The sequence below is a fragment of the Microbacterium sp. Root166 genome (assembly GCF_001427145.1).
In the GTDB taxonomy this organism is placed as follows: domain Bacteria; phylum Actinomycetota; class Actinomycetes; order Actinomycetales; family Microbacteriaceae; genus Microbacterium.
On the sequence record NZ_LMGL01000002.1, the window covers coordinates 19,131 to 37,789 of the forward strand.

General features: G+C 68.6%; 21 protein-coding genes and 1 tRNA gene. 15 read left to right on the forward strand and 7 right to left on the reverse strand.

The genetic code is table 11. The features are described 5' to 3' along the window. Positions 1 to 92: 92 nt before the first annotated feature. Positions 93 to 1,004: an NUDIX domain-containing protein gene (locus tag ASD56_RS07855; protein WP_055963898.1), complete on the forward strand. Its 912-nt coding sequence runs from the start codon at positions 93 to 95 to the stop codon at positions 1,002 to 1,004. 7 nt (positions 1,005 to 1,011) lie between these two features. Here ASD56_RS07855 and ASD56_RS07860 read toward each other — a convergent pair whose 3' ends face one another. The 3 genes from ASD56_RS07860 to ASD56_RS07870 all read right to left on the reverse strand — a co-directional run bounded on the left by ASD56_RS07860 (position 1,012) and on the right by ASD56_RS07870 (position 2,747). Beyond that, positions 1,012 to 1,389 (reverse strand): RNA-binding S4 domain-containing protein, encoded by a 378-nt coding sequence (locus ASD56_RS07860; protein ID WP_055963900.1) that lies wholly within the window; start codon positions 1,387 to 1,389, stop codon positions 1,012 to 1,014. Further along, positions 1,386 to 2,072, reverse strand: a complete 687-nt coding sequence (locus tag ASD56_RS07865; RefSeq protein WP_055963904.1) for a lysoplasmalogenase — start codon at positions 2,070 to 2,072, stop codon at positions 1,386 to 1,388. The genes ASD56_RS07860 and ASD56_RS07865 overlap by 4 nt, the downstream gene beginning before the upstream one ends. A gap of 87 nt (positions 2,073 to 2,159) precedes the next feature. Beyond that, on the reverse strand, positions 2,160 to 2,747 hold the full coding sequence (locus ASD56_RS07870) for a GNAT family N-acetyltransferase (RefSeq protein ID WP_055963907.1): 588 nt from the start codon (positions 2,745 to 2,747) through the stop codon (positions 2,160 to 2,162). Between the two features lie 110 nt (positions 2,748 to 2,857). Here ASD56_RS07870 and ASD56_RS07875 point away from each other — a divergent pair. The 5 genes from ASD56_RS07875 (at position 2,858) to ASD56_RS07895 (ending at position 5,814) form a co-directional block, all read left to right on the forward strand. Then, a tRNA-Pro gene (locus ASD56_RS07875) sits at positions 2,858 to 2,934 on the forward strand. 60 nt (positions 2,935 to 2,994) lie between these two features. Continuing rightward, entirely contained in the window at positions 2,995 to 3,408 is a 414-nt protein-coding gene (locus ASD56_RS07880) for a DUF2809 domain-containing protein (protein ID WP_055963910.1), read from the forward strand. Positions 3,409 to 3,475: 67 nt separating this feature from the next. Next, a complete protein-coding gene (locus ASD56_RS07885; RefSeq protein ID WP_055963913.1) occupies positions 3,476 to 4,429 on the forward strand; it encodes a L,D-transpeptidase in 954 nt (317 codons plus the stop codon). A 119-nt stretch (positions 4,430 to 4,548) separates the two neighbouring features. Beyond that, positions 4,549 to 5,541 (forward strand): aldo/keto reductase, encoded by a 993-nt coding sequence (locus tag ASD56_RS07890; RefSeq protein WP_055963916.1) that lies wholly within the window; start codon positions 4,549 to 4,551, stop codon positions 5,539 to 5,541. A gap of 87 nt (positions 5,542 to 5,628) precedes the next feature. Further along, a complete protein-coding gene (locus tag ASD56_RS07895; RefSeq protein WP_055963919.1) occupies positions 5,629 to 5,814 on the forward strand; it encodes a hypothetical protein in 186 nt (61 codons plus the stop codon). 62 nt (positions 5,815 to 5,876) lie between these two features. Here the strand turns inward: ASD56_RS07895 and ASD56_RS07900 are convergent, their stop codons facing one another. From ASD56_RS07900 to ASD56_RS07910, 3 genes are all read right to left on the reverse strand, one after another. Further along, positions 5,877 to 6,332 (reverse strand): DUF1294 domain-containing protein, encoded by a 456-nt coding sequence (locus tag ASD56_RS07900; protein WP_235565604.1) that lies wholly within the window; start codon positions 6,330 to 6,332, stop codon positions 5,877 to 5,879. 100 nt (positions 6,333 to 6,432) lie between these two features. After that, positions 6,433 to 8,316, reverse strand: a complete 1,884-nt coding sequence (locus ASD56_RS07905) for a hypothetical protein (RefSeq protein WP_055963922.1) — start codon at positions 8,314 to 8,316, stop codon at positions 6,433 to 6,435. A 131-nt stretch (positions 8,317 to 8,447) separates the two neighbouring features. Next, on the reverse strand, positions 8,448 to 9,752 hold the full coding sequence (locus ASD56_RS07910) for an HNH endonuclease (protein ID WP_235565605.1): 1,305 nt from the start codon (positions 9,750 to 9,752) through the stop codon (positions 8,448 to 8,450). A 273-nt stretch (positions 9,753 to 10,025) separates the two neighbouring features. On the opposite strand from ASD56_RS07910, the gene ASD56_RS07915 reads away from it, so the two are divergent. The 4 genes from ASD56_RS07915 to ASD56_RS07930 all read left to right on the forward strand — a co-directional run bounded on the left by ASD56_RS07915 (position 10,026) and on the right by ASD56_RS07930 (position 12,435). Continuing rightward, a complete protein-coding gene (locus ASD56_RS07915) occupies positions 10,026 to 10,832 on the forward strand; it encodes a glycosyltransferase (RefSeq protein WP_055963930.1) in 807 nt (268 codons plus the stop codon). A 447-nt stretch (positions 10,833 to 11,279) separates the two neighbouring features. Further along, the gene (locus ASD56_RS07920) at positions 11,280 to 11,747 is read left to right on the forward strand and encodes an SRPBCC family protein (protein ID WP_235565606.1); all 468 of its coding nucleotides are present in this window, start codon (positions 11,280 to 11,282) and stop codon (positions 11,745 to 11,747) included. 55 nt (positions 11,748 to 11,802) lie between these two features. After that, positions 11,803 to 12,126: a hypothetical protein gene (locus ASD56_RS07925; protein ID WP_157535883.1), complete on the forward strand. Its 324-nt coding sequence runs from the start codon at positions 11,803 to 11,805 to the stop codon at positions 12,124 to 12,126. A 9-nt stretch (positions 12,127 to 12,135) separates the two neighbouring features. After that, the gene (locus tag ASD56_RS07930; protein ID WP_055963935.1) at positions 12,136 to 12,435 is read left to right on the forward strand and encodes a DUF1905 domain-containing protein; all 300 of its coding nucleotides are present in this window, start codon (positions 12,136 to 12,138) and stop codon (positions 12,433 to 12,435) included. Positions 12,436 to 12,504: 69 nt separating this feature from the next. On the opposite strand, the gene ASD56_RS07935 is transcribed toward ASD56_RS07930, so the two are convergent. Beyond that, on the reverse strand, positions 12,505 to 14,439 hold the full coding sequence (locus tag ASD56_RS07935) for a DUF6541 family protein (RefSeq protein WP_055963938.1): 1,935 nt from the start codon (positions 14,437 to 14,439) through the stop codon (positions 12,505 to 12,507). 373 nt (positions 14,440 to 14,812) lie between these two features. Here ASD56_RS07935 and ASD56_RS07940 point away from each other — a divergent pair, with 373 nt between their 5' ends. The 5 genes from ASD56_RS07940 (at position 14,813) to ASD56_RS07960 (ending at position 18,641) form a co-directional block, all read left to right on the forward strand. Beyond that, a complete protein-coding gene (locus ASD56_RS07940; RefSeq protein ID WP_055963941.1) occupies positions 14,813 to 15,187 on the forward strand; it encodes a prepilin-type N-terminal cleavage/methylation domain-containing protein in 375 nt (124 codons plus the stop codon). A gap of 66 nt (positions 15,188 to 15,253) precedes the next feature. Then, the gene (locus ASD56_RS07945; RefSeq protein ID WP_055963943.1) at positions 15,254 to 15,667 is read left to right on the forward strand and encodes a type IV pilus modification PilV family protein; all 414 of its coding nucleotides are present in this window, start codon (positions 15,254 to 15,256) and stop codon (positions 15,665 to 15,667) included. Then, the gene (locus ASD56_RS07950; RefSeq protein ID WP_055963947.1) at positions 15,664 to 16,200 is read left to right on the forward strand and encodes a prepilin-type N-terminal cleavage/methylation domain-containing protein; all 537 of its coding nucleotides are present in this window, start codon (positions 15,664 to 15,666) and stop codon (positions 16,198 to 16,200) included. The genes ASD56_RS07945 and ASD56_RS07950 overlap by 4 nt, the downstream gene beginning before the upstream one ends. Next, the gene (locus ASD56_RS07955) at positions 16,188 to 17,798 is read left to right on the forward strand and encodes a hypothetical protein (protein ID WP_055963950.1); all 1,611 of its coding nucleotides are present in this window, start codon (positions 16,188 to 16,190) and stop codon (positions 17,796 to 17,798) included. The genes ASD56_RS07950 and ASD56_RS07955 overlap by 13 nt, the downstream gene beginning before the upstream one ends. A gap of 3 nt (positions 17,799 to 17,801) precedes the next feature. Continuing rightward, positions 17,802 to 18,641, forward strand: coding sequence for a prepilin peptidase (locus tag ASD56_RS07960; protein ID WP_055963953.1), 840 nt, complete (start codon positions 17,802 to 17,804; stop codon positions 18,639 to 18,641). Positions 18,642 to 18,659 lie beyond the last annotated feature (18 nt).

The window sequence follows — 18,659 nt, forward strand, 5'->3', positions numbered from 1 at the left end:
TCGAACACAGATGAACGTCCGGAGCCGGGTTTTGTGACGCTCTGAGCCCTTAGGCTCGACCCGGCCCGCGCGCGCTGTGTCAGGGTGGAAGGGTGAGCATCGAACTCCCCGCGGCCGGGGAACCCCGGCGTGCGCACGGTCCCCGCGACCCGGGCGATGCCTGGGTGGTCGCGCCGTCGGGCGAGCGGTACTGGGGCCGGTTCGGGGCGGCGGGACTGCTCGCGCTCGACCGCGACCGAGGTGTGCTGCTGCAGCACCGCGTGTCGTGGAGCCACTTCGGCGGGACGTGGGCGCTTCCGGGCGGTGCGCGCCACGAAGGCGAGTCGGCCCTCGATGCGGCTCTGCGCGAGGCGGCGGAGGAGGCGGGTGTTCCGGATGCCGCGATCCGCCCGCGCCTGCTTTCTGTGTTCGACCTCGGCTACTGGAGCTACGCGACGCTCATCGGTGACGTCGACGAGCCGTTCGAGCCGGTCATCAGCGATCCCGAAAGCGTGGCGCTCGAGTGGGTGCCGATCGCCGACGTGGCGGACCGGCCGCTGCATCCGGGTTTCGGCGCCGCATGGGAGCGTCTGCGGTCGCTGCTGCCGCTCTCGCCCGCCGTCATCGTCGATGCGGCGAACGTCGTCGGGTCCGTGCCCGACGGGTGGTGGCGTGACCGGCCGGGGGCGGCCGGACGCCTGCTGCAGCGGATTCGAGCCTTGTCGGGCGCCGGGGTACCCGCCGACGCCCTGGACCTGCCTGAGCACACGTGGTTCCCGCAGTGGACCGTCGTGCTCGAGGGCGCGGCCAGAGCGGCGGGGGACGCGGCAGGCATCGATGTGGTGCGTGCCGACGCGTCGGGAGACGATGAGATCGTCCGGCAGGCCGAGCGCTCGATGACGGCGGGGCAGGTGGTCACCGTCGTGACGAGCGACCGCGAGCTGGGCGAACGTGTCACTCGTTCCGGCGCGACGGTCAGGGGAACGCGATGGCTGCTCGATCTGATCGAGACCACGGCGCCCTGAGGGCTGGTCAGTCGTCTTCGCGGCCTCGGAGTCGATCGATGTCGCGCCGTTCACGCTTCGTCGGGCGGCCGGCGCCGCGATCACGCGTGGGCACGAATGCGGTGAGCTCCCGCGGCGGCGGGGGAGGCGTGCGGTCGTCCACGGCTTCGGCGGCCAGCACGGCGCCCACGCGCTTGGTGATCGTCTTCTTCACGACGAGGATGCGGTCGAAGCCCGCGATTCGCACGCGCAGCTCGTCGCCGGGACGCACCGGCTGCGCGGCTTTGGCGCGGTCGCCGTTGACGCGCACATGCCCGGCGCGGCATGCCGTGGTCGCAGCGGATCGCGTCTTATAGACGCGGACGGCCCAGAGCCAGGCGTCGACGCGGGCCGCGGCATCCGTCATGAGAGCACCTCGGTGCCCGCAGCCTCGCGCGACGCGGCGCGAGCACGTGCGGCGAGCAGCACGCCGGCGGCGATCAGTCCCTGGCCGAGGCAGTAGGTGAGCATGACGAGCGGGCTCGTCCAGTCGGGCATCGCGTCGGGGAGGAACAGCCGGAAGGCCAGGATCGTGTCGGAGGCGAGGAAGAACACGCCGCCCCAGGCGATGACCGGGTGGCAGCGCGCCGCGCCCGCGGCGGTCGCACCGAGCACGAGGCCGTACAGCGCGACCGGGATCAGCAGCGACCCGAGGTGGGGCCAGAGGACGGCGAGCAGCGCCATCCACCACACGGCGTACGCCGCGGCCCACACCGGCAGTCGTCGCACGGCCAGCACACGCCAGAACAGCCAGATGTAGCAGAGGTGGGCGAGGCCGAACCACAGCAGCATCATCGGGACGGTCGGAGCCCACGGGAAAAAGGCGCCGACCCCATCGCCGAGCCATGACAGCGCGATCGCGGCGACGAGGAGCGTGTGCGTCCGCGTCCACCGCGAACCCCATGCGCCCCAGACGACCGCGACCGCGAGCAGCGGCATGAGCAGGAGCTTCGTCGGTCCGGCGACCGCCTCGGCGTCCGCTGCCAGGGCGCCGACGTGGACGAGCGAGACCGCGCTGTAGGGGACGAAGGCGATCCAGAGCCGCGGCATGATCCTCCTCGATGAGCGGGGCAGTGACCATCGTCGCATGGCGACGCTGCGCCGGCTGTGCAGGCGCTTTGGCTGACGGGCGTACCGTCAGCCCGCGAGTTCGAGCGACACGACCGCGACGTCGGGGCGTGGCCTCCCGATCTCGCGGAAGCCCGCGTTCGCGAACGTCGACACGGTGCCGTGGTACAGGTCGTTCGATGAGTGCTTCGTCCCGGCCTCGGGATCGATCGGGTACGCCTCGACCACTCGCGCGCCGCCCGCGCGGGCGAAGTCGACGGCGGCGTCGAGCAGCAGGGCGTTGAGCCCCTGACCGCGGTGCTCCTTGCGCACGACGAAGCACGACACCGCCCAGACGCTGTCGTCGTCCCACGGCTCGGGGGAGACCGCGGTGTAGTTCCTGGTCCGTCCGAGACGGACCTGGGCGGTGCGCGGCCCGACGCGCACCCAGCCCGCGGCTTCGCCGTCGACGTAGGCGATCAGGGCGGGCGGTCGGCGGGACTCCATCTCGTCGCGGAGCATCGTCCAACGCTCATCGTTGGACGTCGCGTTGAACTGAGCGTTCGTGAGGGTCCACCACTGGCACTGGCAGGTCGGTCCGTCGCCGCCACCGGTGAGCGCGTGCTGCGCATCGTCGAAGCGATCGGCGGTGGCGGGTTCGATGGTGATGTTCGCCATGCCGCGACGCTACCCCGAGGCTGCGACACGCGCGAGCGTCCCGCCCGCGTTCGCGACGGGTCCGGCGACCGGGTAGGATGGGGGAGTTGTCCACACGCAAGCGCGGGCATCGGGATGTGGCGCAGCTTGGTAGCGCACTTGACTGGGGGTCAAGGGGTCGCAGGTTCAAATCCTGTCATCCCGACCACATCGAGAGAGGGTCGGCCGAAAGGCCGGCCCTTTCTCAATCTCCGGGAGGAATAGTCGGATGGCTTCATCCGCCCAGCGCGCGTCACGCCGCCGGATCACCGCTTCGCTCCTGCTGCTCGCGGTCATCGCCGCGGGTCTCGCCGTGCACGCCTTCGCGCCCGACTCCGCCGCGAGCGACATCGCCGGCGACGCCCTCTACGCCGTTGCCGCCTATCTCGCGGTGCTCATCATCGCGCCTCGCCTCCGGCCGGTGACGGCGGGACTGATCGCCGCCGCCTGGTGTGCCGCCGTCGAGCTCTTCCAGCTCACCGGAGTGCCGTCCGCCCTCGGCGCCTCCTTCGCGCCGGCGACCCTCGTACTCGGCACCGTCTTCGACCCGCGTGACCTCGCGGTCTACCTGGTGACGATCGCGGTCGTCACGTCGGTCGACGCGCTCGTCGCCGCCCGGCGGTCGCGCGTCGCGGCAGGCTGATCGCCCGGCGTTCACGTGCGCGGGCGGGCGGGTTGCGGCATCCGTTTCACGGCCTGACCATGGAGACATGGCGGATGCCGCACCCGACGTCGCCGGCCCGGCTGACGCGCGCGGCCGGCAGGCTCGCCGCGGCGCGCGCCGTCTCTGGGTCGTCGCTGCGGTCGTCGTGTCCGCCCTCGTCGCGGCGGTCGTGATCGGGGTGCTGCTGCGTCCCGGCGACACCGCCGCGTCCGCGCCCACGCCGCCCGGCACCACGCCGGCGCCGACCGTCACCACGACGCCCACCTCGTCGCCTGCTCCGGTCGGGTATCCGGCGAACTCGACGCCGTACGAGGTCACGGCGCTGCCGCAGGTGAACGTGTTCGCGGTGAATCCGGCCCTGCCGGTCGACGCCGAGCCGTTCGCGGCGCCGACGAACGAGACGGCGCTGCCGACCGGCATCGGCGCTCCTGTGTTCGCCGACCCGACCGGTGAGCCGGTCGCCTACCTTCCTCGCGAGTTCCCATACGGCGGCACGACGGTGCCGGTGCTGGAGCGTCAGGAGCACTGGGTGCGGGTGCTGCTCGTGGGACGTCAGGCGGTCCCGTCGCAGGGTGATCCGGCGCAGGTCGCCGGGTGGCTGCGCACTCAGGACGTCGAGTTCGCACCCGCCGACGTGCAGGTGGTCGTGAGCATCTCGGCGCGCACGGTCGACCTCGTGCGCGGCGGCGTACCCGAGCGCATCGCCACCGACTTCGCGTGGGGCACCGAGGCGACACCGACGCCGCTCGGGCGGTCGTACATCATGACCACGCGCGTCGTGCCGGAATTCGGGTACACCCGGGGGCACCCGATCGTGTACCTGTCGGTGCAGTCGCCGACGCTGGACGGCTTCGGGGGAGCGGATGTCGCGGTCACCGCGTTCCACTATCACGACGACCGCTCCGGTCAGATCTCGAACGGGTGCATCCGCGTCGATCCTGCGGCGATCAGCCGGCTCGCCGAACTGCCTGCCGGCACGCCGGTGACCATCAACCCCTAATGGGGCTCCGCCCCAAACCCCCGGCTTGCTGACGCGCGCCCCTGACGCGCGCCCTGTGGTCGTGGGGCCGTGGCATGCTGGAACGCGGTCGCGCCCGTGACCCCGTCGGAAGGATCCCCATGCAGCAGCGCCCCCTCGGCCGGACCGGCCGCGACGTCTCTGCGATCGGCCTCGGCACGTGGCAGCTCGGCGCGGACTGGGGCGCGGTCAGCGAGGAGGACGCGACGGCTGTGCTCGCGGCATCCGCTGATCAGGGTGTGACGCTCTTCGACACCGCCGATGTCTACGGCGATGGGCGCAGCGAGTCGATCATCGGGCACTTCCTCGCGGGACGCCCGGATCACGGCATCACGGTCGCGACCAAGATGGGCCGCCGGCTCGCCCAGGAGCCCGAGAACTACTCGCCCGAGAACTTCCGAGCCTGGACCGATCGCTCCCGCCGGAACCTCGGCGTCGAGACGCTCGATCTCGTCCAGCTGCACTGCCCGCCCTCGGCCGTCATCGAGGCCGACGAGACGTACGACGCACTCGACGCGTTGGTCGCCGACGGCACGATCGCCGCGTACGGCGTCTCGGTCGAGACCACTGCGCAGGCGCTCGCCGCGATCGCGCGGCCGAACGTGACGAACGTGCAGATCATCTTCAACCCGTTCCGCCTCAAGCCGCTCGACGAGGTGCTGCCCGCGGCATCCGCTGCCGGTGTGGCGATCTTCGCGCGCGTTCCGCTGGCGTCCGGACTGCTGTCGGGGAAGTACACCGCCTCGACCACGTTCGCCGAGAACGATCACCGCACCTACAACCGGCAGGGCGAGGCGTTCGATCGCGGCGAGACGTTCTCGGGCGTCGACTTCTCGATCGGAGTGGATGCCGCGAACGAGCTCGCCGCGGCGCTGCCCGACGGCGTGGCGCTGCCCGCCGCCACGCTGGCGTGGATCGCCTCGCAGCGGGGCGTGACCAGCGTGATCCCGGGAGCGCGCAACGTGCGGCAGGCGGTGTCGAATGCGGATGCCGCGGCTCTGCTCGACGGCGGGTTCGACGTCGACGCGTTCGACCGTGTCGTGCGCGAGGTCTACGACCGCGATCTGCGCGAGGCCATTCACCCGCAGTGGTGACGGGCGGTCTGCTCCGACATTGATCGCACCGCGTCATGCGGCGATCCGGCGTGCACGCGCATGCCGACGATCGATCGAGGAGATCTCATGTCCGATGACCGACTGCTGCGAGGGATCGAACGGTTCCTGGACGCCAACTACCCGTGTCGCTGCGGCGACGACGAGTGCCCGGGCAACCTGTACGAGGCGATGGAGCTCGTCGAGCTGGTCCGCTCGTTCCTGATGGCGAACGTGCCGGCGTACTGGGGTGCGGACGCGGACGGCACGCGCTGACGGCGGGCGTTCCGTCTCGCTGAGCGAGGAGCGAAGTGACGAGACGAAACGCCCGACGACGCTCAGAGTCCGAGCGACAGGTCCCAGCCGCGCAGCGTCGCGAGTGCGACGAGCGCACCGAGCGCGAGGATGTTCAGCACCACGGTGGTCCAGAACGCCCGGCGGAACGAGCGCTTGCGGGTCTTGTGCCGGAACACCTGCTGCGCGATGAGGGCGCCGGGCCAGCCGCACGCGATTCCCATGGTGAGGAGCGCCTGCTCGGAGGTGCGCTGTGCGCCGCGCCGGGCCGCGGACTTGTCGAGGCCGTAGGCCGCGAAGGCGATGATGCTCATCACGACGTAGAGTGCCGGCATCCACCAGGGCAGGCTCAGCGCGACGAATGCGATCGCGAACGCCGCGACGAACCCGACGAGCACGCTCCAGCTCAGTGCGGCCGGCAGCGGCCGGGACAGGTCCCTCATCGATTCGGCGCGATTCGGCGCAGCGGTGGGGACACGACGGGCGGGCGAGGTCGGCATGCGCTCGAGCCTAGGGTGCGGGAACCCGGCGACAAGACAGACGGATGCCCCGGCCCGGCGTGGTGGCCGGGTCGGGGCATCCGCTCTGTTTCGTCGTTCGCTACGGCGTGGGGTAGTCCACGACGTACTGCGGCGCGCCGGTGTTGGTGTTGTCGGCCTGGCCGCCGATGCCGTTCACGACGTGCTGGACCGTGCCGGCGCTGAGGTTCACCGTCATGATGTGGTGCAGCTTCACTCCGGGCGTCTCGGGCACCGAGAAGCCGTTCGCCGTGATGATCGACGGGTTGTTCTGGTTGAAGACGTACACGCCCGCACCGAAGAGCTGGTGGTTCTTCACCTTTGCGTCGACGACGTAGCCCGGGTAGCCGAGCGTGCCGTCGGGCTGGGTCCAGTCCGCCTGGGTCGGCGGGTCGTACGGCAGCTCGTTCTGGTACAGGATGACGTGGCCGTTCTCGCCCTTCCACAGGGTGTTGTACTGCTGGAAGTGCTCGACGAACAGGCCGGTCGCCGACACGTTGTCGCCGTTGACGATCACGCCGTTCGTGCCGGTGTTGGTGTTCCACCGGTCGGTGTCGCCGTTGAAGCCCTCGGTGAAGCCTTCGACTCCGTGGTCGCCGCGCCACACCCAGGTGTGGTCGATGAGAACGTTGTCGGAGTTGACCTCGAGCGCGGTCGTCGACTTGCCGATGTGCGGTCCGCCCACGCGGAAGTACACGTCGCTCAGCGTGATCGGGTTCTCGGCGCCCAGCGGCTTGCCGCCGTGCTCCTTGCCGACGCGCAGCAGGACGGGAGACAGCTCGGTGCCGGCGTCGATGGTGACTCCGGCGACGACGATGCCCGGGGCGTCCTTCACCTCGAGCGGCACCGCGCCACCCACGGCGGTGAGGGTCGCGTGTCCGATGCCGAGCACGACCGTGTCGGCGCGCTTGACCTCGATCGTGCGGTCGATGTCGTAGACGCCCGGGGTCAGCAGCAGGTGCTGGCCGCGTGCGAGGGCGTTGTTGATGTCCTTGACCGAATCGCCGGGCTGCGCGATGAAGAATTCGGTGATCGGGATGCTGCGCCCCGCCGTCTCTCCGTCGGCCCAGCTCACGCCGCTGGAGTTGCGCTGCACTGCCGGCACGCGCAGGTTATAGCGGCCGTCGGCGTCGACGTAGAGGTACGGCTTCTCGCGGCTGATCGGGGTCTCGTCGATCGTCGTGTAGGGCGGGGTCGGGAAGCCGGCGTCGTCGGGGGCGCCGACGACGCCCGAGAAGACCTGGTTCCAGACGCCGTTGGACCAGCCGGCGACCTCGCTGTCGCGGATCAGCCACTGTTGCTGCGAGCCGCTGACGACGTAGGGGAGTCGCGAGTCGGCGATGAAGCCGCCGCTGGCGTACTGGGGACCGGCGGTGCAGTAGTCCATGAGCGAGAGGTTCGCGCCCGAGACGTCGACGCGACGCATCGACACGGCCTGCGAGACGGCCCAGAAGTTCGCGCTCGCGCGGCAGCCGTCCTGACCGGTCTTGTCGACGTCGATGGACAGGTTCGAGATCGTGCGCCAGAAGTTCACCAGGGCGAGGCAGTTGCCCGTGCCGCCGTCGGCGAGGCAGCGGTTGTAGACCTCGATGCCGCCGTGGACGGTGACGTCTTCGGGGGAGGCGCCGAGTCCCGCGACCTCGGTGTAGTAGCCGAGGTTGAATTGCAGCGGGTCTGCCGTCGAGCCGTACTGGCCGGGAAGGAAGAACACCGCCTTCCGTTCGATGCTCATCTCGGCGTTCACCTGCTGCGTGTGGAGGGCGTCGAGCTCGGACTGGATCTGCGCCTGCGGGGTTTCGGGACCGTAGACGGTGACGTTCGGCCCGAAGTCGGGGTTGAACGGGTCGATTGCCTGTGGCGGGGCGGCTGCGGCCGGAGCGGCCATCAGTGCTCCTGCGATGAGGGTCGCACCCGTGAGCACGGCGGCGAACCGGATCCGGGAACGGTGGGGGGAATGGCGTGTCATGCGAAATTCTCTCTTCGTCGAGGGATGCCGCGCGGCAGGTGTGCCGCCTACTTACAGGACAGTAACCAAACCTTGGGAGCGGTTTCAAGGGTCAGTTCGGGAGAGCGCTCGCCCGCGCAACCGGACAGTCTTCACCCACGAGCGCGCGCCGTTCTTGCGACGAACGAGAACCGCGCATTGCCGCCCAGCCTGGGCACCCGGTCCGGATCGACGTGAGGTGGGGGAACGAACCACACTCTTCCTTCGACCCCGCGGCCTTCGATTCTGATGTCCCATCCGTTGTCGTGGATGCGATGGTGGCAGGTCTCGCACAGCAGCACGCCGTTCGAGAGGTCGGTGGGTCCGGCATCCCGAGACCACCATCGAAGGTGATGGGCCTTTGTCATGCCGGGTGGGAGACCGCACATCGCGCAGCCTCCGTCGCGTTCGGCGAGGGCGCGTCGTTGGGCAAGAGTGAAGAGCCGCCGCTGCCGGCCCCAGTCGACGATCTCGCTGTCGCCGTCGAGGACGCAGGGGATCACCCCGCCCGACGCAGCCATCCGGCGAGCAGTAGCGATCGATATGGGCTGATCGATCCCGTCGACCGTCGCGGATCCGTTGCCGGACTCGAGGTCGGCCAAGGTCATGCGCACGATGACGGTCGCGCCCTCCATCGGACGCCCGGTGGCCGTGCACCCGGCGACGTGCGTCGCGAGCTGCACGAGGGCATCGGCCTGCCGCTGGGAGAGAGTGCGCCTGGGCGCATCGGCATCGTCGCGCTCGCCCACCCCATCGTTCCCCGCCTCATTGCGGAACTCCGCTGTCACGATCGCCTCGATCGCCGCCTTCACCGGCGCTGCGGACTCGGGGTCGAGCTTGGCGTTGAGATGCACCATCCCGGCCCGCTCGAACATGACCAGGCCGCGCTCGCCGCGGAGCTGCTCCTCTTTCGGCTCGAGGCCGTCGGGGTCAATGTACGCCTCGGCGCGGGCCAAGACCCGGCCCAGCTGATCCAGCGACAGCCCGACGGCCTGGCCGGCCAGCGTCTGCTCGGCGCTGTCGACGACGTCCGGCGCCGCGCGCAGCGCGACCCGATCGAGCATGGCGATGATGGCAGCCGAGGCGTTCATGCCGATGTCGCCGGTAGCGAGCGCTCGAGCGACATGCGGGTGGCGGGCCGGGGCATCCGCTCCACTGAACGTGCGCCGCGGAGCAGTTGCCTCACCCACGGCGACGAGCCGCGAGGCGTCGCCGACGGTGGTGCCGGTGGTGGTGGCGATGAGCAGGGCTGGGTTGCGGTACCCGTTCTTCTTGGCGAGCCCCTCGGCCCCGAGCTCTGGCCGCGACTGCCGGGCGATCTCGGAGGCGACCTGCGCATGCGCGGCCTCAACTCGGCGTCGCAGGGCGCCGAGCGCTCCGTTCAACCCGACGAGCTCGGGATGCGTCAGCCCATCCACACGCGAACGCCCGCCCTCGGGCCAGGCACGCTCGACCGCGGCCAGCGCCTCGGCGAGGGCTGCGACGGGGTCGATCGGAGCGTCGATGGTGGTGCGCCTTCCGTCAGGGCGACCGCGACGGGCCGCCGAAACTCACGGTGGGCACTCCCGAGTTCGAACAATCTCACTCTACGAAGGGCCTCCGACATTGACCCGGCCCGGCCCCGAAGCCACAAAACCCGACACGCCACCACAACCAAATGCCCGCAGAGCCCCCGGAGTAGGGTGTCGCGTGTGCCCCTCGCCCCACGTGTCACGGTCGTCATCCCGTGCCGTGACGACGCCGAGTATCTCGACGCCTGCCTGACGGCGCTCGCCGCGCAGGAGCATCCGGCCGATCGCATCGTCGTGATCGACAACGCCAGCACGGATGCCTCGGCCGCCGTCGCCCGCCGCCACGGCGCCGACGTCATCCGCGAAGAGCAGATCGGCATCTGGCCGGCCGCCGCCCGCGGCTACGACGAGGCGAGCGACTCCGCCGACATCATCGCGCGGCTCGACGCCGATTCGCGTCCGCACCCGGACTGGATCGCGAATCTCGTGCGCGCCTTCGTCGCGGATCCGGGCCTCGGCGTCCTCACCGGCGGCGCCGAGTTCTACGGCGGCAGCCCTCTCGCCAACTACCTCGGCGAGCACTGGTACATCGGCGGTGGGCACTTCTGGATCCGCAAATGGCTCGGCATCCCGCTGGTCTTCGGCTCGAACTTCGCGATGCGCACCTCCCTCTGGCTGCGCGTGCGCGACGTCGTCGACCGCGAGAACGCGACGATCCACGACGACCTCGACCTCACGATCCGCCTCCGCGCAGCCGACGGCGTGCGTTACGACCCGCAGCTGCGCATGCCCGTCTCGGCGCGTCCCGTCCAGACCGTGAGCGGCCTGTCGCGCCGCGTCTTGCGGGTGGTGACGACGTTCGCGGCCAGTTGGCCCGAGGGTGCCCCCTGGCGGCGCGAGAAGACTCAAGAAGCAACGGATGCCGCACCCGCCGCAGCCGAATGGGCTCCGGCCGGCGACGAGTGGACGCCCGAGTTCGGCCGCTGACCCAGCCCGTCCCGCAAGCACCCACGCCTGCCCGCCCGAACCGCAAACGCCCCGCGACCCGACCCGGCGGAGCCACGCCGGGGCGCGGCATCCGCTTCCTCTTGACATACCTCGCTCGGAGGTGGAGCATTTCGGCCAACGGCGCACTGGGGAGATTCGCCGGAGAGCGGCGCGGGGGACGCGCCGCAGTGGCGGTGCGGGGAAGCACCGTCGACGAGGGGAGGGCTACGCCTATGGCACGCGCGCGAGTGTCATCCGCCGCCGTCTCGGCCGCAGTGAACCTGGGGCTCGCGTCAGGTGGCGCTCCCGACCGGGCCGACGATCCACCCCGCTGGGGTGGTCGCCGGTACCGGGATATCCCGTGACGGTCGACGGGGTGAAGACCGGTACCGTCGTCCTCGCCCTGTCGGACGACTCCGAGCATGAGTTCGAGGTGAGCTTCACCAAGTGACCGAGGCGAACCGGGCCGGGCTGCGCTACCGTGTCGGCATGTTCGAGATGACCGAGAGCGCACTGGTCGCGGCATCCCCGGGTGCCGTCTGGAACGATCTGACGGATGCCGAGAGCCTGGCCGATTGGATCTGGCCGCCCCGGTTCGAGACGGTGGCCCTCGTCCAGCCCGTCGAGCTCGGGCGCTGGGAGGTGCGCTCTGCCGTCGCCGGCATCGCGGTCGAGGGGAGGATCCTCGCGATCGACCCGCCGACGCGTCTGCGCCTCGAGTGGCGCTGGGAGGGTGAGGAGCACGCGACCGACGCCGAGCTGACGCTCGAAACGGCAGCGGATGCCGCAACCCGCGTCATCGTGAGGCACACCGGCTTTCTCTCGGCGGACGAGCGGCAGAGTCATATCGAGGGCTGGTCCAACTGTCTGCAGCGTCTGGTCGAGCGCCATGGTGGAGTTTCGGCATTCGGATGATCTCCCGCCGCCGCACTGGGCGCGTCTGCCCTTCGCGGTGATCTGGTGCGCAGCCGTGATCGCTGCGCTCGCGGTGCTGTGGTGGGGGATGTTCCTGGTGAGCCCGATGCACCTCGAGGGAACGATGTGCACGGTCAGCAACGGCCTTCCGCTCGTGCTCGGGGCGCTCGCCTTGGGGATCATCGCCACGATCGGCGGGATCGTCATGGGTTCGGCGCCCTGGGCGGTCGTCGTGGGCTCGCCGGGAGTGGTGACCGTGCTGCTCGTGATCGTGTTCCCGTGCTCGCTCGTGCCCGTGATCGCGCTGCCGGCGCTGTCGCTGTGCGCCCTCGTCGGCATGATCCCGCTGGTGCGGGACTATGTCGAGCCCGATCGGTAGCGTCGACGCATGATCATCGAGTTCGAGGGTGAGGTGTTCCGCTGGGATGCCCGCGACGACGCCTCATGGTTCTTCGCCGCCGTGCCGCCCGAGCTGAGCGAGGACATCCGCGAGATCCCGCGTCCCTACCGCGGCTTCGGCGCGGTGCGCGTTCGCGCGCGGGTGGGTGGCTCGGAGTGGACGACGTCGATCTTCCCCGACTCGAAGGCCGGCTCATACGTGCTGCCGCTGAAGAAGGCGGTCCGGGATGCCGAAGGCTTGGTCGACGGCGGGCCCGTGGTGGTTCGGCTCGACGTGCTCGACGGGTGAGCGCGCTCGGTCGTTGAGCGCGCGAAGCCCCGGTCGTTGAGCGAGCGAAGCGAGACGAACCGCCCGCATCTACCCGACGCCGCAGCCGACCACCTTATAGAGCGAGGACGAGCCGGAGCGGAACGCGAGTTCGACGTTGGGGGAGTCGTCGAGATTCTCGAGGCCGGGTTGCGGCCGAAGGATCGGGGACGGGTTCTCCTTATGGAACTCGAGGACCCACTTCACCTCGAGGTCGCGCGCTGCCTCGCAAGCGGCGTCCCCGGTGGTCGCGCTGGCAAAGCCATCGAGGAACGCCCTCTTCTCCGGAGAGATCGGAGCAAGAAGGTGCCCTACGAGCACCGGACGCCCGGTCAGTGCGTACGCCAGACTCGAGCCATCGCGCGGACTGCCCGCGATGACCTCGTCGCGGGGAACGATCTGCTCGATCTGGGACAGCACCGCACGGTCGTCAGGGCTGACCGCGAGAAGCGCCTGGATGGGATTGTCTGTGGGGGTGTAGACCGCGTTCATCCATGAGTCGGTCCGACGCACACCGGGTGACTGCACCAACAGTGTGCAGAGGATGAGCAGCGCGAGCGAACGGGTCACCAGATCGAAGCGGTGGAGACCCGAGGTGCGCAGCAGCTGAGCGATCCAGATCCAAGCGGACTGCACGCCGACCGCGGCGAGCGGAATGATCACGGCGGGAGCGAACGCCGCGATGCGCGTGGCATCCGAGTACCAGGGGCCGGACATGACGATGCGGAGGAACTCGTTGTCCCCGGCGGCGGAGATGTAGAGGAAGCCCACGATGGCCCACATTCCCACCGCTACGCCGTCGCCGGCTCGACCACGCTTGATGCTGAGAACGATGCCGATGGTGGTGAAAGCGGCAGTGACCAGCGGGAGGATCGAACTCGCGTAGGACTGGGTAAGCACTTCGCCGATCGCCTGCGGGATCGTCGATCGCCAAGCAGCGGGCTGCTCGATGTGCGGCCGGACGAACACGATCATCGCCAGCACTGCTGCCACGGCAAGTGCACCGAGCAAGAGGACGAGTCGGCCGCGCTCATGGCCCTTGCGCGCGGTCCGGAGCGCGGCTGCAATGACTGGCGGCAGTGCCAGGACCGCGAGCATGACGATTACCGAGGGGTGGGTCAGCGCAATAGCGGGGACTGAACCTGCCGCCACGGTACCCGCAGCAACGCGACGGATATTTCCGGCGCCGATTCCGCAGCACGCGCAGATTGCGGCGAGGCCGATCGGCAGTAACGCGATACCCGCCACGAGCGGAAAGGTGCCGAGATACGGAAGCAGATAAAACGGATAGAGGGCGAAACCGGCTGACAGAGCCCCGGCAGCGATGAGGAGTACCGGCTGGGTTCCGAAGAGGGTGCGTGTGAGAAGGACCGCGCCGAGTGGCCAGATGAGGCACGTGAAGACGACCAGCACTGCGTTGGTGGCAGTGGGAATGGACGCTCCTGATACTCCGACGACGAGGGCTGATATCGCGTGCCAACCGGTGGGATAGAAGTCGATTGCCGCGGACGGGTCACCGAAGCCCCCGAATCCAAAGGGGGACGCGATGCCGCTGTCGAGGATCGAGCGCACGGCATTCAGATGGAAGACATTGTCTCCGACCTGTGCGAACGCATCCGGTGCTGGAATCGCTGACGCGAGACGTACTGTCAGCAGAAAAGCACCCAGCGCTACTCCGAGCGTCGACGACCAGCGCGAGTTCACAGCATCGGAGTGCCGTGGTCGCAGAAATGGGATGGAACGAGTCAGAAGTGCCGCGATCAGCGCGAGTACGGCTGTAAGCCCGAGTACCACCCACAGCGACCAGACCGCTCCGATGGCAGCGGCTATCGCCGTCGATGTCGTGATCACGGAGACGCCGAGGGCGGCGCCGGCACCGGCAAGCCACAGGCCACGAAGCCGCAGCGCCGCCGCGATGCTGAGCCCCGGCAGGAAGATGACCACCACACAGCAGGTGATCGACCACACCAGCTGCCACCAGTGCACGGGAACTCCTTCGGTGGCGATCGCGGGCGGAAGATTGAAAGGCGCTGCGAGAATCGCGCGGGAAGCACCTATCGGAATTCTGGACGATTCGATACGGTCCGTGACCGTTTGCGGCGATTCCTGAGCGGAATGCGTAAGCGAATGTGGTTCTTGAGAGTTTCCTGAGTGAACCCTGCGGTACGCTCCGTTGACAGGAGCATGAGAGAGATCTCATGCTCATGGGTGGGAGGGGATTCACGCCGAACCGCGTGCGTCTCACCTCGGCTCTGATGAGGTCGGGGACGCAACATATATGGGGTTTGTGTCGATCAGTCACGTTCGTGGCTTCATCAGTGCTGTCCGAAACCATCCACCGCATTAGGGGAGACAGCACATGCGTGCATTCATCAAGAACTACATGGACGACCTGAAGAAGCAGCGCGAAGAGCGCGGCGAAGATGGCGGCTTCTCGCTCATCGAGCTCATCGTCGTCGTCGTGATCCTCGGCATCCTCGTCGCCATCGCGATCCCGGTGTTTCTCGGACTGCAGGCGAACGCCGAGCAGTCCGCGCAGGACACTGTTGCAGCGAACGCTGCGACGCAGGCCGCTGCGACCATCGCCAACGGCTCGAGCGCTCACACATTTGCCAACCTCGAGGATGGCGCTACATACGACATCACGATCGCGGACGGCGACACCCTCGACGACTTCTGCGTCACGGTCGAGGGCCCCGCAGCCGTCGACTCGACCTCCGGCCCCGGCTGCTAATCAGCCCATTCGGGGTGGGGACATCGTCCCCACCCCGATTCCCGCTTAAGCGCTCTGGGGAGAGAGATGAACAATCGAGAGTCAGATGCAGGCTTCGGCCTCGTCGAGGTGATCATCTCCATGCTTCTGCTGGCGATCATCGCTGTGGCTCTCATCCCGCTCCTCTGGCAGGGAATCAGGCTCGCGTCGACGGAGTCGGCCACGGCGACCGCAACCCGCCACGTGAACTCGCTCGTAGAGGAGCTGCGTGAACAGCCCACGTGCGCCAGGGTCGCCGGCGCTGTCACAGCTCCAGCCGTGACGGATGGACGCGGGTCATCCCTGACCACCTCAGGCTCGTACCGCACCTACGCGATCGACGGCACGCTCGGCACTCTCGGCTCGTGCGCGTCGGACACGACCGTGCGGGTCCAGCTCGCCGTCACCGACTCTGACGGTGACGTCATCGCCCGCACGACGGCATTGGTGTTCATCCCATGAGGGCTCCCAAGCGGCAGCACAGTGACGAGAGCGGACTCGGTCTCATCGAGCTCATCGTCGCGATCATCGTCGGGGGCATCATCATGGGCGCCGTCGTGATGATCTTCGTGAACTCATGGCGGACTCAGGAAGAGGTGACGACGGTGACGCAGGCAACCAACCGCGGTCAGCTCGTAGGCGCCACCATCGAACGCGCCATGCGCAACGCGCTCTTCTTCGAGGTCGACGCGACCGGCACCGAGCTGCGCGTGCGCACCTCACTCGACGGAGAACTGCAATGCCAGGGCTTCCGGATCGTCGCCGGCGCGGCGCAAATGACGACCGATACCACAACTCTTTCGACTCCCTCGACGTCATGGCCGACGTGGCAGAGCGGCGTCGTTCAGCGACCCGGTGTGCCGTTCTTCGTGGCAACGGGCGACGTCGTCGTCTACACCTTCGATCTGACCACCGAATCCGCCCCCGTGCGGATCAAGGGCGAGGTCGCAACGCGGTCTATGACTGCAGGAGGGAGCGGGACATGCTGGTCGTAGACCGCCTGCGCGCTCAAATGCGCGAGTCCGATGACCGAGGCGCCGTGTTGATGTCCGTCGTCATCGTCATGATCGTCGGCTTCATCGTTGCGACCGCCATCGCGGCTTCCGTTGTGGCCACCATCGGTGCCAACGCTCAGAACGGTGACAATCTCGATTCTTTTGTCGCAGCAGAGTCGGGCCGCGATGTCGCCGTCAGTGCGCTCAACGCCGGATGCAGTCCGACGCAGACCAACTTCGCGGGCTCGTCCCCGCAGTTCACCAGTCGGATCTATCAGACGGCCGGCGCCCAGCCCGAGTCCGCCGCCTCGACCGGTGTCACGGCGGGGTGCCCGACGTCCGCGACCAAGTACGTCGTCATCGAGTCGACGGGAACGGGGCCCGACGGCACGACGACCACCATCAACTCGGTATACCCCTGGTCGGTCAGCTACGCCGAGGTTCCCGGAGGCGTCGTCACCTACTTCTCCGGCAGCGTGACGCAGGGCGTTGCGCACTACACCGGTGACCTGGTGCTTCGAAGCGGCAACTGGTCGTGCAACATCAACGGCATCCTCGACGGTGACCTCTACGTGCTCAACGGCACCGTCTCGCTCAGCAACGGCTGCACGATCAACGGCGATATCTACGCTGACGGCAAGGTGAGCGGCCAGAGCAACGGCTGGCACATCAACGCACGGCCGTCCAGCAGCAGCGTCGGCAACATCACGACCAACGGCCTCGTGGACCTGCGGTCCAACGGCAATACTTCGGTGGCCGGCAAGATCCACGCCGGCGGCGAGGTCATCCTCGACGACAACGGCGGTGGCCTCGGCACTGTCGGCGGCACCGTGATCTCGATGGGCTCCGTGACGAAGGACCCCGGCTGGACGACCGGCATCGTCACTCCGAACTCTCCGGACGAGCCTGTCTTCGAGCCCACGCTCGAGTGGCTCGAAGCCGCCTCGCAATGGATCGACCTCGATGCCGCCTCAGGTTGGGGAACTCCGATGGCGATCAACTGCAACGTGCTCCAGAACGCGAACACCGCCTCGGCCTTCGTCGAACCGTTGCTCGCCGCGTCCACGGCGCGCCTCGTACTCGACTTCTCGGCTTGCACGAAAGACGTGAAGCTCAACTTGGTCGGTGAGACACTCACACGGGATGTCGTCATCATCGCACCGAAGAATCAGGGCATGGACATCGAGGTCGGCAACCTCAGCGCTGCCTCCCCTGCCAAGCAGCTGCTGTTCATCCACTCCGATGGCAATCGTGACGATCGCGATGCCGCCGGAGACACGAAGCCGACCTGCGGCAGTACCGGCACCCGCAACACTCCTGACGGTTTCACAGCTTCCAGCGCCATCGACACCGACATCAACGTGATGGTGTACAGCCCCTGCGGCCTGGGAGGCACCGTGACCGCGAGCTTCTCCGGCCAGCTCTACGCCGATGACACCACACACTTCCACTCCGGCTCGCTCTACACGTGCCAGCCGATGTCGTGGCCTGGAGCGCTTCCCAAGCTGGGCTGCAAGATCAAGGGCGAGGGCGGGGTCATCGACGAGACCACCTTGACGCAGACGCTCGGCGTGCTGCTCTACCAGTCCGAGAACTGACCCATGACGCCGCTCACCGCCTTCATCGTCGTCACCGCAGGCGTGTTCGGGCTGCTCATCGGTTCTTTTCTGAACGTGGTTGCCTACCGGGTGCCAGCCGGGATCTCGCTGCTGCGCGAGAGCCGGTGCCCGCAGTGCGATGCAGCGGTGAAGCCGTGGCAGAACGTGCCGGTCGTCTCCTGGCTCGCGTTGCGTGGCCGGTGCGCCGCCTGCCATTCGCCGATAGCGCCGAGATACGCGGTCGTCGAGGGCATCACGGGTCTCGCGTTCGCCGCGATCGCGTGGTGGGCGCTCACCGCCGGCCTCGCCGTTCCTGCCACGTCGTCTCCGCAGATCTGGGCGGACGCGCTGATCATCATCGCGTTCCTGTACTTCGCCGCGATCAGCATCGTACTGACGCTCATCGACCTCGACACGCACCGCCTGCCGAATGCGATCGTGCTGCCCAGCTACCTTGTCGCCGGTGTGCTGCTGACGGCCGCCTCAGCCCTGAGCGGCGATTGGATCGCACTACTCCGGGCAGCGATCGGCATGGTTTCGCTCTACGCGTTCTACTTCCTGCTCCGGCTCGCCCGACCGGGGGGAATGGGCGGCGGCGACGTCAAGCTTGCCGGCGTCGTCGGACTCTACCTCGGCTTCATCGGCTGGGGCGCGCTGGTCGTCGGTGCATTCGCGGCCTTCGTGCTCGGAGGCGTGTTCGGCCTCGCGCTGATCGCGCTGCGCCGTGCCGGCCGCAAGACGGCAATCCCTTTCGGCCCGTGGATGATCGCGGGCGCCTGGGTGGGAATCTTCACGGGCGAGGCTCTCGCCCGGTGGTACATGGAACTGTTCGCCTCCGTGTGATGGGAGCGGCGTGAGCCG

Bases quoted from the DNA above. Each gene is read 5' to 3' on its own strand.
- ASD56_RS07860 (WP_055963900.1), bottom strand. From the start codon at position 1,389: ATGACGGATGCCGCGGCCCGCGTCGACGCCTGGCTCTGGGCCGTCCGC.
- ASD56_RS07865 (WP_055963904.1), bottom strand. From the start codon at position 2,072: ATGCCGCGGCTCTGGATCGCCTTCGTCCCCTACAGCGCGGTCTCGCTC.
- ASD56_RS07870 (WP_055963907.1), bottom strand. From the start codon at position 2,747: ATGGCGAACATCACCATCGAACCCGCCACCGCCGATCGCTTCGACGAT.
- ASD56_RS07880 (WP_055963910.1), top strand. From the start codon at position 2,995: ATGGCTTCATCCGCCCAGCGCGCGTCACGCCGCCGGATCACCGCTTCG.
- ASD56_RS07885 (WP_055963913.1), top strand. From the start codon at position 3,476: ATGGCGGATGCCGCACCCGACGTCGCCGGCCCGGCTGACGCGCGCGGC.
- ASD56_RS07890 (WP_055963916.1), top strand. From the start codon at position 4,549: ATGCAGCAGCGCCCCCTCGGCCGGACCGGCCGCGACGTCTCTGCGATC.
- ASD56_RS07895 (WP_055963919.1), top strand. From the start codon at position 5,629: ATGTCCGATGACCGACTGCTGCGAGGGATCGAACGGTTCCTGGACGCC.
- ASD56_RS07900 (WP_235565604.1), bottom strand. From the start codon at position 6,332: ATGCCGACCTCGCCCGCCCGTCGTGTCCCCACCGCTGCGCCGAATCGC.
- ASD56_RS07905 (WP_055963922.1), bottom strand. From the start codon at position 8,316: ATGACACGCCATTCCCCCCACCGTTCCCGGATCCGGTTCGCCGCCGTG.
- ASD56_RS07930 (WP_055963935.1), top strand. From the start codon at position 12,136: ATGATCATCGAGTTCGAGGGTGAGGTGTTCCGCTGGGATGCCCGCGAC.
- ASD56_RS07940 (WP_055963941.1), top strand. From the start codon at position 14,813: ATGCGTGCATTCATCAAGAACTACATGGACGACCTGAAGAAGCAGCGC.
- ASD56_RS07945 (WP_055963943.1), top strand. From the start codon at position 15,254: ATGAACAATCGAGAGTCAGATGCAGGCTTCGGCCTCGTCGAGGTGATC.
- ASD56_RS07950 (WP_055963947.1), top strand. From the start codon at position 15,664: ATGAGGGCTCCCAAGCGGCAGCACAGTGACGAGAGCGGACTCGGTCTC.
- ASD56_RS07955 (WP_055963950.1), top strand. From the start codon at position 16,188: ATGCTGGTCGTAGACCGCCTGCGCGCTCAAATGCGCGAGTCCGATGAC.
- ASD56_RS07960 (WP_055963953.1), top strand. From the start codon at position 17,802: ATGACGCCGCTCACCGCCTTCATCGTCGTCACCGCAGGCGTGTTCGGG.